Origin of the sequence: Pseudomonas sp. IT-347P (genome assembly GCF_949768005.1) — a bacterium.
In the GTDB taxonomy this organism is placed as follows: Bacteria; Pseudomonadota; Gammaproteobacteria; order Pseudomonadales; family Pseudomonadaceae; genus Aquipseudomonas.
This window is the reverse complement of record NZ_CATKPQ010000059.1, coordinates 161560-176238: the sequence shown is the minus strand read 5'-3', so window position 1 is coordinate 176238 and position 14679 is coordinate 161560. Positions and strand designations below refer to the sequence as shown.

The following is a 14679-nucleotide window of genomic DNA, read 5'->3' as shown; positions in this document are numbered from 1 at the left end:
AGATTGTCGTTTCAGTGAAGGCGAGCGGGTGACGCAGGATGGAAACTTTCCAGAGTCCGTTGAAGCAACAGAACATCGGTTTTCGCCAAAACACCGTGATGTCGGGTCATGAACGTGTGGTGCGGGTGGCGTTTATCCTGCTCGACCATTTTTCGCTGACGACCCTTTCCACGGCAATGGATGCCTTGGCCAGCGGAAACCTGATCAACAGTGAGACGATCTACACGGTGTCGACCTACTCCCTTCGGGGCGGGCAGGTTGAAAGTGATATCGGCGTGTCGCTGTCCTCGCAAAGGCTGGTGGCGGAAGGCTTCAGTCATGATGCGGTGATTGTCGTCGGTGGCCAGCGTGTGAGGCTTGCCGCGCAGCCGTTGCTGCGGCGCGTGCTGAAGAAGTCCGCCAGTAAAGCGATCATTGCCGGTTGCTGGAATGCCGCGTTTTATCTGGCCGATGCCGGTTTGCTCGAGGCCGGGGATTTTGCTTGTCACAGCGACAGTTGCGGACTGATCAATGAATATTTCCCGCAGTTGAAAGTCTCGGCTCGCGCGTTTGTTTGCGCAGAGCGCCGAGCCACCTGCGCCAACGCTCATTCGGCGCTGGATATGACTCTGGCGATCATGCAGGAACTGGGGGCGCGTAACGATGCGGCACTGGTGGATGAAATAAAACGGGTTCACCAGCCTGGACACGTTCAACCGAGAAATACCGACAGCATCCGCTGTTCCGCGATTCCCAAGCCTTTGAACATCGCGCTCGACTTGATGGAAAAAAACATTGAAGAGCCGCTGGAAATCGACGCCATCGCCAGCCAGGTCGGCGTGTCCCGCCGGCAACTGGAACGACGGTTTGCCCGTTATCTGAATGCAGCACCCAATCGGTATTACCTGGAACTGCGTTTGACGCGAGCGCGGCAATTGATCGTGCAAAGTGATCGCTCGTTGACGGATGTAGCGCTGGCCACCGGGTTCGTCAGTTATCCGCACTTCTATAAACGCTTCAAGGACCTGTTCGGCTTACCGCCCATGACCTTCAGGGATTATTACTACACCAGCGACTATGCCAGTCACGGACGCTATGCCGTGGCAGCCAGTTTTTAAAACAAACAGCCAATCTAACTGTTTGAGCAAGAGCCAGTTTTGCAAGTTTCCGGATCAACGCCACTGCGTGCGTTTGCTTTGTGCCGCGTGCGTTTTGCAACTTCAACGATTAACGGTTCAACACTATGAAAGTCAGTTCATTACCTGCCGATGATGATAGTTGTGGCTGGTTTCACCTGAGCAAGCCACGCAGCCCCGAGCCGGCTCACCGTGGGCACCGTTCAGCGCGGTGGGTGATCATTGGTGCCGGCTTCACCGGGCTGGCGTGCGCACGGCAACTGGCGTTGAATTTTCCCGACGACGAAGTGGTGCTTATCGAAGCGCAGGAAGTCGGACTGGGGCCGTCGGGGCGTAATGCCGGTTTTGCCATTGATCTGCCCCATGACATTGGCGCCGATGATTACATCGGTGACATCGCGCTGGCCCGCACCAGTTTGAAACTCAATCTGGCCGGCCAATCGATACTTCGCGAGTTGGTCGATCAATACCGCATCGACTGCCAGATGAAAGCCTGCGGCAAATATCAGGCGGCGGTAGAGGACCGCGGCATCGCCGTCCTCGATGCCTATCGTCGCGGTCTGGAGAAACTCGATCAGCCTTTTCAGATGATCGATGCCGATGAACTTCCCGAACACTTGGGCACGCGGTTTTACCGCAAGGCATTGTTCACCCCGGGTGCAGTGTTGTTGCAACCGTCCGGACTGGTGAAAGGCCTGGCCGACCATCTGCCGTCGAACGTCACGCTGTATGAGCGCACGCCGATTCTGGAAGTGGAATACGGCGCCAAAACGCTGCTCAAACATGCCCACGGCAGTATCACCGCCGACAAGCTGATTCTGGCGAACAACTCGTTCGGCATGCGCTTCGGTTTCCTGCAAGGGCGCATGTTGCCGATCTACACCTACGCGAGCATCACGCGACCGCTGTCCGAAGAGGAACAGGCGCGCCTCGGTGGCAAACCGTTCTGGGGCGCCATTCCGGCCGATCCGTTCGGCACAACCGTTCGCCGCACCCCGGATAACCGCCTGCTCATCCGCAACAGCTTCACCTTCAACCCGGATGGTCGCAGCAACAGCAAATACAACGAACGTTTCGTGCGCCGGCACAAGGCTTCTTTCGATCAGCGTTTCCCGATGTTGCCGGACGTGACGTTCGAATACACCTGGGGCGGCGCTTTGGCCATGTCGCGCAATCACAACGGTTTCTTTGGCGAACTGGCGCCCAATGTTTATGGCGCGCTGGGCTGCAACGGTCTGGGTGTCACGCGCGGAACCGTCACCGGCAAATTGCTCGCCGACTGGCTGGCGGGACAGCGTGACCCACTGATTGATTTTCTGTTGCAGGCGCCGGGTCCCAACAGCAACCCGCCGGAACCGTTCCTTTCGCTTGGGGTGAACATGAACCTCAAGTGGGGGCAATACCGCGCCGGGAGAGAAAGCTGAGGCTTAACCACGATGTGCTCGACATGCCCTCTGGCATACGGATTGAACATTGAACCACTGGAGAAAACGCTATGAACTTTGACGGAATTTTTACCCCTGCCATTACCCCGTTGTCCGCTGATGGCCAGATCGACTACTCGGCGTTCTCCGAGGTGCTCGAATACCTGATCGAGTCCAAGGTTCACGGCATCGTTATTGGCGGCTCCACCGGCGAGTATTACGCGCACACCGCCGAGGAGCGCGTGGCTGTCGCCGAGCGAGCCAAAGACGTAATCCGCGGGCGCTTGCCGCTGGTCATCGGCACCGGCGGCATCCGCACCGAGGACTCGGTGTACTTCGCCGAAAAGGCCAAGTCGCTCGAAGCGGATGCCATCCTGGTCGGTTCGCCGCCGTATGCCTTGCCGACGCAAAAGGAAATCGCCGCCCATGTGCTCGCCGTGGACAAGGCAGCCGGGCTGCCGATCATGCTCTACAACTATCCGTCGCGAATGGGCGTGGCAATGGGCGACGATTTTTTCGAAGCGATTGCCGGCTGCAAGAACATTGCCGCGATCAAGGAAAGTTCGGGCGAGATGAGTCGACTGCACCGTCTGGCCCATGCCCATCCGGCGATCCAGCTGTCCTGTGGCTGGGATGATCATGCGCTGGAGTTCTTCGCCTGGGGTGCGCGCAGCTGGGTTTGTGCCGGCTCGAACTTCATCCCGCGTGAACACATCGCGCTCTACGAGGCCTGTGTCGTCGAAAAAAACTTCGATAAGGGTCGACGGATCATGTCGGCGATGCTGCCGTTGATGGATTTCCTTGAGAGCGGCAAATTCGTGCAGTCGATCAAACACGGCAGCGAACTCAGCGGTCTGCGTGCCGGCGGTGTGCGAGCGCCATTGCAACCGCTGGAGGCGTCCGAGAAGCAAGCGCTGGAAAGCGTGATCAAAACCCTTCAGAAAAACGTCGCCCGCATTGTTGAGGAGGCTTGAAATGGCTGATCTGCTGAGTCAAGAGCAATACCGTGAACTGGCTGCGAAGCTCGAGTTCCGCAATCAAGCCTTCATCAATGGCCAGTTTTGCGCCTCCCGATCGGGCAAAACTTTTACCACGACCAACCCGGCCACCGAACAGGTACTGACCGAGATCAGTGCGTGCAATGCCGACGACGTCGACGCCGCCGTGGCGGCAGCCAAGGAAGCCTTCGAAGACGCACGCTGGCATTCACTGGCGCCGTCCGCACGCAAATCGGTTTTGCTGCGCTTCGCCCAATTGCTGGAGGACAACGCCCATGAACTGGCAGTGCTGGAAAGCCTGGACAGTGGCAAGCCGATTCGTGAATGCCAGAACATCGACGTGCCGGAAACCATTCATACGTTGCGTTGGCACGCCGAGCTGATCGACAAGATCTACGACGCAACGGCCCCCGTCGGATCCGGTGCGGTGACCATGGTCGTACGCGAGCCGATCGGCGTGGTCGGCCTGGTGTTGCCGTGGAATTTCCCGCTGCTGATGCTCGCCTGGAAAATCGGCCCGTCGCTGGCCGCAGGCTGTTCGATCGTGGTCAAACCGGCCAAGGAAACCACCTTGAGCACCTTGCGCGTCGCTGAACTGGCGCATCAGGCGGGGATTCCCGCCGGTGTATTCAACGTCGTGCCCGGAGGCGGAAAGGAGGCGGGTGAGCCGCTCGGGCGTCATCCGGACGTGGCGATGGTCAGCTTCACCGGTTCAACCGACACCGGGCGGCTGTTCCTCAAATATTCCAGCGAATCGAACCTCAAACGCATCGTGCTGGAATGTGGCGGCAAGAACCCGGCCGTGGTGATGAATGATGTCGAAGACATCGACCTCGTCGCCCAGCATGTGGTCAATGGCGCGTTCTGGAACATGGGTGAAAACTGTTCGGCCTCCTCGCGGCTGATCGTCCACGCCGAGATCAAGGATGAACTGCTGCAGCGTGTGCTAGTGCATCTGGGCGACTGGAAAATGGGCGACCCGCTGGACCCGGAAAACCGCCTGGGTTCGATGATCAGCAAGGCGCATTTCGACAAGGTCAGTGCTTACCTTGACCTGGCCCGCGCCGAAAACCTCAGCGTGTTGGTGGGCGGCAACACCCGCCACGAGATCTTCGTCGAACCGACCATCGTTGATGGCGTGAGCCGCGACAGCCGCCTGTTCCAGGAAGAGATCTTCGGCCCGGTGCTGAGCGTCACCACGTTCCAGACCGTTGACGAGGCCATTGCGCTGGCCAACGACACCGCCTACGGCCTGGCGGCGTCGGCTTATACCGGCAACCTGCGCCATGCCCTGAAACTTTCACGCGGGATCCGCGCCGGGATTGTCACGGTGAACTGCTTCGGGGAGGGCGACGCCTCGACGCCATTCGGCGGCTACAAGGAGTCGGGGTTCGGCGGGCGCGACAAATCGATCTGGGCGCATGACCAATACACTGAAATCAAAACCATCTGGATTGACGCATCCTGACAGCAGCCTTGCTGCAAGAGGCCAGATCGCCGCGACCACGGGATGGAGTGGCGGGGCGATTTGGCGACAGCATCAAGCTGTACCGTGAAGTGCGGATGAAGTTTTTACTGACCCGCTGATTGGGTTTTCTCCGGTTGCGGCGCCACGGCAGCAGGAAGTGATTCGTCCTCGGCGTGCATGTCGAGGTCAACCTCAGCATGTTCACCCAGAGAACTGTAGTGATCCCGCAGCTTGCGAAGGTCCCGTGATCGCATTTTATCCAGACCCAACGTCGCGTTTTGCGCGTCCTTGGTGGCGCGAATCAACTCATCGATCTTCAGATGCAAAATGTCGTTGTCGCGGTTTTGCGTGTTCTGGATCAGGAACACCATCAGGAATGTGATGATGGTGGTCGACGTGTTGATGATGAGCTGCCAGGTGTCGTTGTAATGAAACCATGGCCCGGTCAGCGCCCAGACTGCGATGAGTGCGATGGCCAGAAGAAAGGTCTTTGAGCTGCCAGCCCAATTGGAAAGTGCCTGGCAGAAACGTGCGAATTTCATAGTGGGGTCTCTGGTGGTGGTCACTGATGGACCACGTCAGACTCTTGAAATTCTTTTTTACAATTCAACCGTTCATCGGGCGTGGCTCACCCCTGAATCCAACTTCGGCAACTGCCCTCTCTGGCGTATCAACGGTTTTCCAACCGGGAGCAGGCGTTGGCCGCGCGCGAAACACAGTGGCCGTTATCGACGCTCATCATCCTCTTTGAACTCTTCTTCAACCTCTTCCGTCCTCTGCTATGAGGGGCTCAGGGCAATACTGCTGCGTAGTCCCGATCGACGTTTTCACACAGGAAGCGAGGGGCCACATGAACACTTCAGACAGCAGGGCGGGATCTCAGGCAGACGATCCTGCCGACGTTAAGTCCGGACCAGACTTTGAGCATTTGAAGGAAGAAGTCACCGAAGCACTCGGTGGCGCCAGACAGCAAGCCGATGCGCAGTTCGGCCAATACCGCGACACCGCAGCCGAGCAAATCGAAGCATTGGCACAGGGCGCAAAAAGCTTCGTCTCTGAACTGGAGGACAAAGACACCCTGGGCATGTCCGACTATCTCACGGACATGGCGGAGTCGATGACGGGGCTTGCCGGCAATCTGCGCGGTAAAAGCGCCGAGCAACTGTTGCATGACGCCACCGATCTGGCCCGCAGCAATCCAGCGCTGTTTATTGCCGGCAGCGTGGCTATCGGGTTTGGTTTGTCGCGGTTCCTGAAAACGGGGACCTCGGCAGCGGCCACCGTCCGTGCGGAGCAGGATCCGGCGGCAGGAAGCTCGACACCACCCTCGGCAGGCTATGGCGCGCATCGGCCTTATGAAACGTCCCCCGCATCGTCTGGCGACCCGAGCCCAGGACTGGCGACCGGCATCACACCTGCGTCGCCCGATGCCCACGATCATCCCGCTGATTTTGCGGGCGCATCAGCCACTGTTTCGCCCAACGCGAGAGGAGACTTGTCATGAACAGAGACGATCAGGATCTGCCGGGCACCAGACCGCTCGCGCAACCGGATGACGCTTCAGTGGTGGGCCTGCTGCGGCAGTTGTCCCGCGAAGTCCCCGCCTTGTTTACCAAGGAACTGGCGTTGGCCAAAGCCGAACTTCACAACAGCCTCACCACGCTCAAGGCCGGTATCGCGGCCGTGGCGGGGGGTGCGATTGTGTTTCTGGCGGGCTTCATCATTCTGCTGCTGGCGGTGGTTTACGGTTTGAGTCTGTTCATGGCGCCGTGGCTGGCGGCCCTCATCGTCGGTGTGGTGGTGATGATCATTGGCTTCGCCATGGTGCAATCCGGCAAGAAACAATTCGAGCCATCCCACTTCAAACCTGATCGCACGCTGGATGCCTTGAACAAAGATCAGGAAGCGCTGCGGAGGAAAGTCTCATGAACACTGAACTGGATATCGAGTCGCAAAAAAGTCCCGAACAGATCGAGCGGGAAATAGACGCGCAGCGCGCCAGTATCGGCAACATCGTCGACAAGCTGGAAAGCAAGTTCACCCCCGGCCAGATGTTTGATCAGGCGTGGGGCATGATGCAGAACAATGGCTCGACCTTCGTCAGCAATCTCGGCACCAGCGTGCGCAACAACCCGGTACCTGCCGTGCTGACATCGGTTGGGTTGCTCTGGCTGATGATGGGCCAGAATCGGCCACCGGTGGTGCAGCCGGTCTATCGCACGGGGCCGGATCAGGATAAAGCCGGGGAGTGGGCTGACGGTTTGGCAGAAGGTCTGGACTCTGCTCGCGAGCATCTGCACCAGACCGCTGACACGCTCAAAGGGGGTTACCAGTCGCTGAAGGGCAAGGCTGCTCATTTGAGCGAGAACGTCAGCGCGGCCAGCGAAAACCTCAGTCACACCGTGCACGACGTCAGCGATCGGCTTAGCCACAATTCGCACATGTTGGGGCAGCAATTCAATCAGTTGCTCAGGGAGCAGCCGTTGGTGGTGGCGGCGGCCGGCATTGCCTTGGGCGCCTTGCTCGGCGCAGCGCTGCCGTCTACCCGGACTGAGCAACGGTATATGGGGCGCACCAGCGCAGGGCTGGTCGACAAAGTGAAAAAACAGGCCCACGAGGGTTACGAAGCGGTGCGCGATACCGTGACCAAAACCACCGAGCATGCGCAGGCCGGTCCAGGCGCAACGGCCTCAACAGGCACAACGGCCACCAGCGCTGATCTATCTGACGGGTTAGGCACCTCCTGACCGTTCGGCACCGGGAGGCCGGCAACAGGCCTCCCGGCAGAGGATTATCACTGAGGAGGGCACTGCGCTTATGTCCATCGCCGATGACACTGTTCAATACCTGCGCGACAACGCCTTGGTGGTGACCACGGCGGAGTCCTGCACGGCCGGCAAAATTGTCACGTTGTTGTCGGAAGTGGAGGGCAGTGGCGAATTTATCGAATGTGGTTATGTCGTGTACTCGCCACAAGCCAAACAACGCCTGCTTCACGTCAACCCGCAGACCATTGAAACGTTCAATCTGACCAGCGTTGAAGTCGCCAGAGAAATGGCCACCGGCGCGTTACGCGACAGCACCGCAAAAGCTGCCATTGCCACCACCGGGATTCTGGGTCCGGACGATGTCGATGGCATCCCGGCGGGCACGATCTGTTTTGCCTGGGCCTTTCAATCGGCGGATGAGTGTTACGTGTTCAGTCGTGAGCATCGTTTCTCCGGGGACCGTTGCCAGGTTCAGACCGAGGCGACGGAGTATGCATTGCAGTGGTTGCCACACTTTCATCGCCGTGCACGAGCGGGCGAAAAGGAAGACGCTTGATGAGCGAAGATTCAGATCATCCGGACTTGAAAAGCCGCGAGCGACCGATTCACGAAGACATGACCTATCAGTTGAAGGTCTGGCGTTTCGAGCGCGTTGGCTGGTACGTGTTGGTGCTGGTCGTCGTGATGGCGTTGGCGGGCGTTTTTTCCAGAGGCTGGCTCAGTTCAAGAGAGGTGCGTAGCGAGGACGGCCAGCTTCGTGTGGCGTATGAAATGTTCCATCGCAACGGCTCGACCAATGCGATGAAAATAACGCTGAATTCAACCCCGGATGCAGCGGTGGAGTTGCAGCTCGCTGGGGAGATGCTGGACGGTTTCAGCATCGAAACGCTGCAACCGCAACCGTTGCGTTCACGCAGTTCTGCGCAAGGCATCACGCTGTGGCTGCAAACCGACCGTGACGGTCGAGCGACGCTCTACATGACCTTGCGCGGCGATGGCCTCGGCTTGTTTCGCAGTCATATCGCAACGCCCGGCACCCCTGGCGTAAAGCTTGATCAGTTCATTTTCCCGTAGGTGAGTTATGGATTCGGTATTGCGTGCAGGGGCCATGTATCTGGCGCTGATGGTGTTGTTCAAGATCGCCGGACGGCGCTCGCTGGCGGAGCTGACAACCTTCGATTTCGTGCTGTTGATGATGATCGGCGAGGCCACTCAGCAAGCCTTGCTGGGCGATGATTTTTCGCTGACCAACGCCATGATCGTCATCGTCACCCTGATCGCGATCGATGTCGGATTGTCCCTGCTTAAACAACGCTCGGCATGGGTCTCGAAGTTGATCGATGGCGAACCGACGATCATCGTCGAGAACGGCAAGCTCCTGCACAAGCGCCTGCGTCATGCTCGCCTGGTTGAAGCTGACGTGATGGAAGCGGCGCGTTCCAGTCAGGGCATCGAGAAACTGGAAGAGATCAAGTTCGCGATCATTGAGCGCAACGGCAAGATTTCCTTCATTGCCCGGGAAGACTGACGCCGTGACACTTTGGCGGCTGGCACGCTGATTTTGAAGGTGCCTGGAAACCACCTGCGGTCAGCTTGCAACCTTTTATCCGTCACCGTGAAAATTTTCGGAACAGCCTCTGAATCCGGCAGGTCAGTCCTCATGCACGGCAAGTTTTGCCTGCTTGTTGATCCCTCGCGGACGCCCACCAGGCGACGCCAATACTGACCAGAAGGAAGTTTTGAAATGGCTAGAAAAACTGTCGAAGACTTGTTTATCCATGAACTCTCTGACGTCTACAGTGCGGAAAAACAAATCACCAAAGCATTGCCGCGTTTGGCGAAGGCCGCGACCAATCCACTGTTGGCAGACGCCTTTACGTCCCACCTGGAGGAGACCCACGGGCAAATTGAGCGCATCGATCAGTTGGTGGAGCTGACCGGTATCAAATTGAAGCGCATGAAGTGCGTGGCCATGGAAGGACTGGTCGAAGAGTCGAAAGAGCTGCTGGAAGAAATCGACAAGGGCGCGGTTCTCGACGCGGCACTGATTGGGGCGGCGCAAAAAGTCGAGCACTACGAAATTGCGGCTTACGGCACCCTGATTGCGATGGCCAAGCATCTCAAACTCGACGACGCCGCCGCGCTGTTGGCCGCTACGCTCGCTGAAGAAAAGGGCGCGGACGAGAAGCTCAGCAAGATCGCCGAGCAAGGCGGTAACCAGGCCGCGACCCTGAAAAAGAAATAATCATCAGGCTGCGCTCCAGCGATCCAGCACTCGGTGGCGGTGTGAACACCGTCACCGAGATTTATGGCGCGTTGCTTACTGACCGTCAGTTACGCAACCTTGATCACCACTTTTCCGAAAGCGCCACGGGCCAAATGCTCGAACGCCTTGTGCGCGTCTTCGAATGCATAGGTCGCGTCGATCACCGGGCGTATCGCGTGCTTGTCGAGGAACGCGTTCATGCGATCAAACGATGAACGAGGAGCCACGGCGATACCGCGGATTGTGGTCTGGCGGAAGATCAGCGGCATCAGGCTCAGCGTGGTCGTTTGTCCGGTCAGAAAGCCGATTTGCGCAATTTTCCCAGCAGCCTTGGTGGCCAGGATGGACTGGTTCAGACCCTCACCCCCGGCGACATCCAGCAGCAGGTCGACGCCTTTGCCGTGCGTGAGCTTCAACACTTCCTCTTCCCAGCGCGGAAAGGTCCGATAGTTAATGCCGGCCACTGCGCCCAGCTGTTTCACTCGCTCAAGATTGGTTTCGCTGCTGGACGTTACGATCACCTTGGCGCCAAGGGCCGTTGCCAATTGCACAGCAAAGATCGAGACGCCGCCGGTGCCTTGCACCAGCACGGTCTGACCCGGCTGGATCTGGCCGTAATCGACCAGCGAGTACCACGCCGTCAGCGCTGCGATCGGTAATGTCGAGGCCTCTTCGTCGGACAGGTTGTCCGGCGCACGAACTGCACTTTGCTCGTGAATGATCATGTATTCGGCCAGGCCACCCGGCAGCGGCATACCGAAGCAGTAGGCCGGTTCGTCCGGCCCCGGCTCGCCATCAAGCCAGCGTGAATACAGGTGCGAGTTGACGCGGTCGCCCACCTTGAATCGGCTGACGCCTTCACCCACAGCGATGACCGTGCCTGCCGCATCGCTGACCGGAATCAATGGCTTGGGCACCAAGTGCGGCTCATAAAAGCCCTCAACGATGGCCTTGTCTCGAAAGTTGAGCGAAACCGCGCCGATCTTGACCAGTAACTCGCCGGCCTTGGGTTGAGGCGAAGGGGTGTCGCTGAGTGCGAGGTTGTCGAGGCCGAAATCATGCAGAAGCCAGGCTTTCATGGACGTTGTCTCCAGTGGGTAGGTTTTGAAGACATTGTTCCCGGGGAGGGCGCCTCGATAAATGCCTGGCACAGCACAGGATTGTTATTTCTGAAAGCAATAATCAAACCGATACCTGTTAGGCTGGCGGCAACAAAATAAATCGTCAGAGGACGTTATGGAACTGCTGCAGTCCTTGCAGGTGTTCGCCCGATTGGCCGAGCTCAGCAGTTTTACCCGGGTAGCCGACACGATGCAGATCGGCCGGCCGCAGGTAACCCGTGCTATTCAGGAACTCGAAACCTCGATTGGCGTGCGCCTGTTTCAGCGCACCACCCGGACAGTGAGACTGACTTCGGAGGGTGAGCAATTCTATTCGCGGGTCAAAACCATTCTCGGGGAGATTTCCGATGTCACGGCGATGTTCTCGACGCCGGATTCAAACTTGCGGGGTCGATTACGCGTCGATCTACCCACTGCTTTTTCGCAGCCTGGGCTGATTGAAAGCTTGCGAGCATTTTCCACGCGCTATCCCTCAATCGAACTGGCTCTGGGGGTGACGGACAGAACGGTCGACCTCGTCGCAGAAGGTGTGGACTGTGCGTTGCGCATTGGCGAGTTACCCAGTTCAAGTCTCATCGCACGGCGCATTGGCTTGGCCACCATGGTCACCTGTGCGGCGCCGCGATACCTGGAAGAGTACGGTGAGCCTGAAACCCTGGAAGATCTCGGCAAACACCGTGGGGTGACCTTCCTGTCGGGGCAGAACCAGCGTCCGCTGGCTTGGCAATTCGTGGAGGGCGGCCGCGAGCAATCACACATCTGTCGCCAAGGGATCACCGTTAACGAGTCCAACGCTTATGTCGAATGCGGTGTTGCCGGTTTTGGCATTCTTCAGGCACCCGGCATCGCCCTGGATCGGTTTCTGGCCAACGGATCACTGGTTGAAGTGCTGCAGGGCTATCGCCCGCATCCACGTCCCGTATCAGTGTTGTATCCCAGTCGTTCGCACCTGGCCCCGCAGGTTGAAGCGTTCGTCGAATGGATTGGCGAACAGTTTCCAAAGCTCTATGGACGCTGGCTGGCGGGCAGGTGACGTCAGCAGGGCAGTCCGTTTCCGGGTTTTTCCTGCCTGCCGCCAGCGCCGCACGAACGCGCCTGTGAAAAAACGCCGGCGAGACAGCCGTCACACCTCGGCTTCGACCTCAGCCTTGACCACCGACTTACGGTACGTCAGCAAAACGATGCCCGTGACGACGATCACCCCGCCGAGTATCTGTCCGTTGCTGAGCATCTGGTCCAGCACAATCCAGCCCATCAGCAGCGTTGCCAATGGCTCGATGTTCATGACCGGCGCATTGCGCGGCATGTCCAGTCGAGGTACCGAAATGAACAGGACGATAAAACCCGTGCCGTACAGCACCACCAGGGTGGCCAGGGCCAGCCATCCGGTCGAGGTGGCGGGCAGGTTCAGTCCGCCGGGAAGGGCGCCCGTCAACCCTGCCAGATTGACGCTGCTGAACACGATAAAAATGGTCAGCAGGCTGCGCACCGAACCGCGTACCTGAGACAACTTGTGATCGGTGATCCACAACGCGCAGGCGAACACGCTGGCGGCGCAGAACGCGAGCGCGACGCCGGTCAGCCATTGCGCACTGACGTCTGTCGTCGTCGAGAGCCGCCCGGGGACATCCAGCACAAACACCAGGCCCAGTAGAATCAAGCCCATCAGCGTCGCGGTGCGGGCGCTCGGTCGCTGACCACCCAGCGCCCAGGTGAGCAATGCCAGCAGAATAGGGAACACGTTCGCCACCAGCAGCGCCAGCGCCACCGGCACCCGTGCGACAGCGGAATACAGACACAGACTCTGCGCAGTGATCAGCAGCCCCAGCAACAGTTGCCAGCGCCACGCGCCCGCTGGCAAACGCAGGCTTTGTCTTTGCCACAGCACCAGGATGGCAAGCACCAGCAAGGTTCCGCCGGAACGCATCAGGATCGCCAGCAGGACACCCGCGCCATCATCAAAGGCGACCCGCGCCGCGACATGGTTGCCGGCAAACGCGCAGCCCATGCACAACAGAATGATCACAGCCAGATAACGAGGGTAGGGCGGCGGTACGGTTTGCGCAACGGTAGGACGAGGCATGGCAGATCTCAGGATTGTTAGCCGTTCAGGCGACTGAAGTTTTTATTATGTTGTCGTACAACTAGACGGTTTTAACGTATTTAGAGTCGCCCGGCAACAGGCCTGAAAACGCAGAAAGACGCAGCAAGCCACCGTTGTAGCGAATTTCCTGCATCTTTGTTTAAGTGAAGAGATCGTATGACCAAGAAAAAAGGGGCGCGTCGGCCCCTTCCACAGTTCTCGCTTTCAGGCGATTTACACCGTCATCAGGTGCGAGTCGCCTGCTGCTCAGGCATGAAACGGATAATCAACGTACCCACGCTGATCCCCGCCGAAAAAACTGCTCGGGTCTGGCACATTGAGCGCCAAGCCATCGTGCAGCCGGCGCGGCAAGTCCGGGTTGGCCAGGAACGGGCGGCCAAACGCAATGATGTCGGCACGATCGGCGATCAGCGCCTGTTCGGCAGATTGCGCATCGTAGCCGCCGGCCAGGATCAGCACACCGTTCCAGGTCTTGCGCAACTGGGCAATGATCGCGTCCCAGCGCGGGTCGAAATTCTCATCTTTGACGGTGCCGACCATCGCTGGCTCGACCAGGTGCAGGTAGGCCAGATTCCATTGGTTGAGCGCCTCGACGAGGTGGCCGAAGGTGGCCTCCGGGGTGTCATCGCCCATGCCCATGAAGCGCCCCATCGGCGTCAGGCGTACGCCGACCCGTTCGGCACCGACTTCTTCAGCCACGGCCGCGACCACTTCCAGCAGAAACCGCGCGCGGTTCTCCACACTGCCGCCATAGGCATCGTCACGCTGGTTGCTGTTGCTGTTGAGAAACTGGTCGAGCAGGTAACCGTTGCCGGCATGAATTTCCACACCGTCCATGCCCGCCTGCAAGGCGTTGCGCGCGGCCACGCGGTAGTCCTCGACAATGCCGGCGATTTCCGCTGTTTCCAGTGCGCGTGGCACCGGCACATCACCCCAGACACCGTTACCGTGTTCGTCGACGATAAACGTCTTGCCCGGCACCGGCAGCGCGCTGGGCGCAACCGGCAGGCCGGCATCCGGTTGAAAGCTGGGGTGAGACACCCGGCCGACGTGCCACAGTTGCATGAAGATCAGACCGCCGGCCTCATGCACCGCCGCGCTGACGTCACGCCACGCCTTAACTTGCTCGGGGCTGTAGATGCCCGGGGTCCACGCGTAACCCTGTGCCTGGCGGGAGATTTGTGTGGCCTCGGTGATGATCAGCGCGGCACTGGCCCGTTGGCGGTAGTACTCGGCGTTCATCGGTGTCGGCACATCGCCCGGCTGGCCGGCGCGGGAGCGCGTCAACGGCGCCATCGCCACGCGGTGGGCGAGGGTGTAAGGACCGAGTGCAATGGGTTGGAACAGGCGGCGGGTCATGGGGAACTCCAGATATCAATCGAAGGGATTCAAGCGCGGCAGCGGTGCCGCGAACC

Annotated in this window: 16 protein-coding genes; 12 read left to right on the top strand and 4 right to left on the bottom strand. The window is 59.1% G+C overall.

Features of this window, described 5'->3' with window-relative positions:
- Positions 1-38 precede the first annotated feature (38 nt).
- The 4 genes from ACM6IV_RS26425 to ACM6IV_RS26410 all read left to right on the top strand — a co-directional run bounded on the left by ACM6IV_RS26425 (position 39) and on the right by ACM6IV_RS26410 (position 5005).
- Positions 39-1097, top strand: a complete 1059-nt coding sequence (locus ACM6IV_RS26425) for a GlxA family transcriptional regulator (protein WP_414872297.1) — start codon at positions 39-41, stop codon at positions 1095-1097.
- 125 nt (positions 1098-1222) lie between these two features.
- Complete coding sequence (locus ACM6IV_RS26420; protein ID WP_414872296.1) at positions 1223-2539, top strand: NAD(P)/FAD-dependent oxidoreductase; 1317 nt, start codon at positions 1223-1225, stop codon at positions 2537-2539.
- 71 nt (positions 2540-2610) lie between these two features.
- Complete coding sequence (locus ACM6IV_RS26415) at positions 2611-3513, top strand: dihydrodipicolinate synthase family protein (RefSeq protein WP_414872295.1); 903 nt, start codon at positions 2611-2613, stop codon at positions 3511-3513.
- A gap of 1 nt (position 3514) precedes the next feature.
- On the top strand, positions 3515-5005 hold the full coding sequence (locus ACM6IV_RS26410) for an aldehyde dehydrogenase (RefSeq protein WP_414872294.1): 1491 nt from the start codon (positions 3515-3517) through the stop codon (positions 5003-5005).
- 104 nt (positions 5006-5109) lie between these two features.
- Here the strand turns inward: ACM6IV_RS26410 and ACM6IV_RS26405 are convergent, their stop codons facing one another.
- Positions 5110-5547, bottom strand: coding sequence for a low affinity iron permease family protein (locus tag ACM6IV_RS26405; RefSeq protein ID WP_414872293.1), 438 nt, complete (start codon positions 5545-5547; stop codon positions 5110-5112).
- A 308-nt stretch (positions 5548-5855) separates the two neighbouring features.
- Between ACM6IV_RS26405 and ACM6IV_RS26400 the strand changes: the two genes are divergently transcribed.
- From ACM6IV_RS26400 to ACM6IV_RS26370, 7 genes are all read left to right on the top strand, one after another.
- Entirely contained in the window at positions 5856-6509 is a 654-nt protein-coding gene (locus ACM6IV_RS26400) for a hypothetical protein (protein ID WP_414872292.1), read from the top strand.
- Complete coding sequence (locus ACM6IV_RS26395; protein ID WP_414872291.1) at positions 6506-6934, top strand: phage holin family protein; 429 nt, start codon at positions 6506-6508, stop codon at positions 6932-6934. Before ACM6IV_RS26400 ends, ACM6IV_RS26395 begins: the two co-directional genes overlap by 4 nt.
- Positions 6931-7752 (top strand): DUF3618 domain-containing protein, encoded by an 822-nt coding sequence (locus ACM6IV_RS26390; RefSeq protein WP_414872290.1) that lies wholly within the window; start codon positions 6931-6933, stop codon positions 7750-7752. The genes ACM6IV_RS26395 and ACM6IV_RS26390 overlap by 4 nt, the downstream gene beginning before the upstream one ends.
- Before the next feature lie 70 nt (positions 7753-7822).
- Positions 7823-8329 (top strand): CinA family protein, encoded by a 507-nt coding sequence (locus tag ACM6IV_RS26385; protein ID WP_414872289.1) that lies wholly within the window; start codon positions 7823-7825, stop codon positions 8327-8329.
- Positions 8329-8847, top strand: coding sequence for a hypothetical protein (locus ACM6IV_RS26380; protein ID WP_414872288.1), 519 nt, complete (start codon positions 8329-8331; stop codon positions 8845-8847). The genes ACM6IV_RS26385 and ACM6IV_RS26380 overlap by 1 nt, the downstream gene beginning before the upstream one ends.
- A 7-nt stretch (positions 8848-8854) precedes the next feature.
- Positions 8855-9301 (top strand): DUF421 domain-containing protein, encoded by a 447-nt coding sequence (locus ACM6IV_RS26375; protein WP_414872287.1) that lies wholly within the window; start codon positions 8855-8857, stop codon positions 9299-9301.
- Between the two features lie 216 nt (positions 9302-9517).
- The gene (locus ACM6IV_RS26370) at positions 9518-10018 is read left to right on the top strand and encodes a ferritin-like domain-containing protein (RefSeq protein WP_414872286.1); all 501 of its coding nucleotides are present in this window, start codon (positions 9518-9520) and stop codon (positions 10016-10018) included.
- Positions 10019-10107: 89 nt separating this feature from the next.
- Here ACM6IV_RS26370 and ACM6IV_RS26365 read toward each other — a convergent pair whose 3' ends face one another.
- Positions 10108-11118: a zinc-dependent alcohol dehydrogenase family protein gene (locus ACM6IV_RS26365; protein WP_414872285.1), complete on the bottom strand. Its 1011-nt coding sequence runs from the start codon at positions 11116-11118 to the stop codon at positions 10108-10110.
- 157 nt (positions 11119-11275) lie between these two features.
- On the opposite strand from ACM6IV_RS26365, the gene ACM6IV_RS26360 reads away from it, so the two are divergent.
- Positions 11276-12193: a LysR family transcriptional regulator gene (locus ACM6IV_RS26360; RefSeq protein ID WP_414872284.1), complete on the top strand. Its 918-nt coding sequence runs from the start codon at positions 11276-11278 to the stop codon at positions 12191-12193.
- Positions 12194-12283: 90 nt separating this feature from the next.
- Here the strand turns inward: ACM6IV_RS26360 and ACM6IV_RS26355 are convergent, their stop codons facing one another.
- Both ACM6IV_RS26355 and ACM6IV_RS26350 read right to left on the bottom strand, forming a co-directional pair.
- Positions 12284-13243 carry an EamA family transporter gene (locus ACM6IV_RS26355; protein ID WP_414872283.1) on the bottom strand — a complete coding sequence of 320 codons (960 nt, stop codon included), beginning with the start codon at positions 13241-13243 and terminating at the stop codon, positions 12284-12286.
- Positions 13244-13510: 267 nt separating this feature from the next.
- Entirely contained in the window at positions 13511-14623 is a 1113-nt protein-coding gene (locus ACM6IV_RS26350; RefSeq protein ID WP_414872282.1) for an alkene reductase, read from the bottom strand.
- Positions 14624-14679: the final 56 nt, after the last annotated feature.

Bases quoted from the DNA above. Each gene is read 5' to 3' on its own strand.
- ACM6IV_RS26420 (WP_414872296.1), top strand. From the start codon at position 1,223: ATGAAAGTCAGTTCATTACCTGCCGATGATGATAGTTGTGGCTGGTTT.
- ACM6IV_RS26390 (WP_414872290.1), top strand. From the start codon at position 6,931: ATGAACACTGAACTGGATATCGAGTCGCAAAAAAGTCCCGAACAGATC.
- ACM6IV_RS26395 (WP_414872291.1), top strand. From the start codon at position 6,506: ATGAACAGAGACGATCAGGATCTGCCGGGCACCAGACCGCTCGCGCAA.
- ACM6IV_RS26425 (WP_414872297.1), top strand. From the start codon at position 39: ATGGAAACTTTCCAGAGTCCGTTGAAGCAACAGAACATCGGTTTTCGC.
- ACM6IV_RS26400 (WP_414872292.1), top strand. From the start codon at position 5,856: ATGAACACTTCAGACAGCAGGGCGGGATCTCAGGCAGACGATCCTGCC.
- ACM6IV_RS26410 (WP_414872294.1), top strand. From the start codon at position 3,515: ATGGCTGATCTGCTGAGTCAAGAGCAATACCGTGAACTGGCTGCGAAG.
- ACM6IV_RS26375 (WP_414872287.1), top strand. From the start codon at position 8,855: ATGGATTCGGTATTGCGTGCAGGGGCCATGTATCTGGCGCTGATGGTG.
- ACM6IV_RS26350 (WP_414872282.1), bottom strand. From the start codon at position 14,623: ATGACCCGCCGCCTGTTCCAACCCATTGCACTCGGTCCTTACACCCTC.
- ACM6IV_RS26405 (WP_414872293.1), bottom strand. From the start codon at position 5,547: ATGAAATTCGCACGTTTCTGCCAGGCACTTTCCAATTGGGCTGGCAGC.
- ACM6IV_RS26415 (WP_414872295.1), top strand. From the start codon at position 2,611: ATGAACTTTGACGGAATTTTTACCCCTGCCATTACCCCGTTGTCCGCT.
- ACM6IV_RS26360 (WP_414872284.1), top strand. From the start codon at position 11,276: ATGGAACTGCTGCAGTCCTTGCAGGTGTTCGCCCGATTGGCCGAGCTC.
- ACM6IV_RS26370 (WP_414872286.1), top strand. From the start codon at position 9,518: ATGGCTAGAAAAACTGTCGAAGACTTGTTTATCCATGAACTCTCTGAC.
- ACM6IV_RS26355 (WP_414872283.1), bottom strand. From the start codon at position 13,243: ATGCCTCGTCCTACCGTTGCGCAAACCGTACCGCCGCCCTACCCTCGT.
- ACM6IV_RS26365 (WP_414872285.1), bottom strand. From the start codon at position 11,118: ATGAAAGCCTGGCTTCTGCATGATTTCGGCCTCGACAACCTCGCACTC.
- ACM6IV_RS26385 (WP_414872289.1), top strand. From the start codon at position 7,823: ATGTCCATCGCCGATGACACTGTTCAATACCTGCGCGACAACGCCTTG.
- ACM6IV_RS26380 (WP_414872288.1), top strand. From the start codon at position 8,329: ATGAGCGAAGATTCAGATCATCCGGACTTGAAAAGCCGCGAGCGACCG.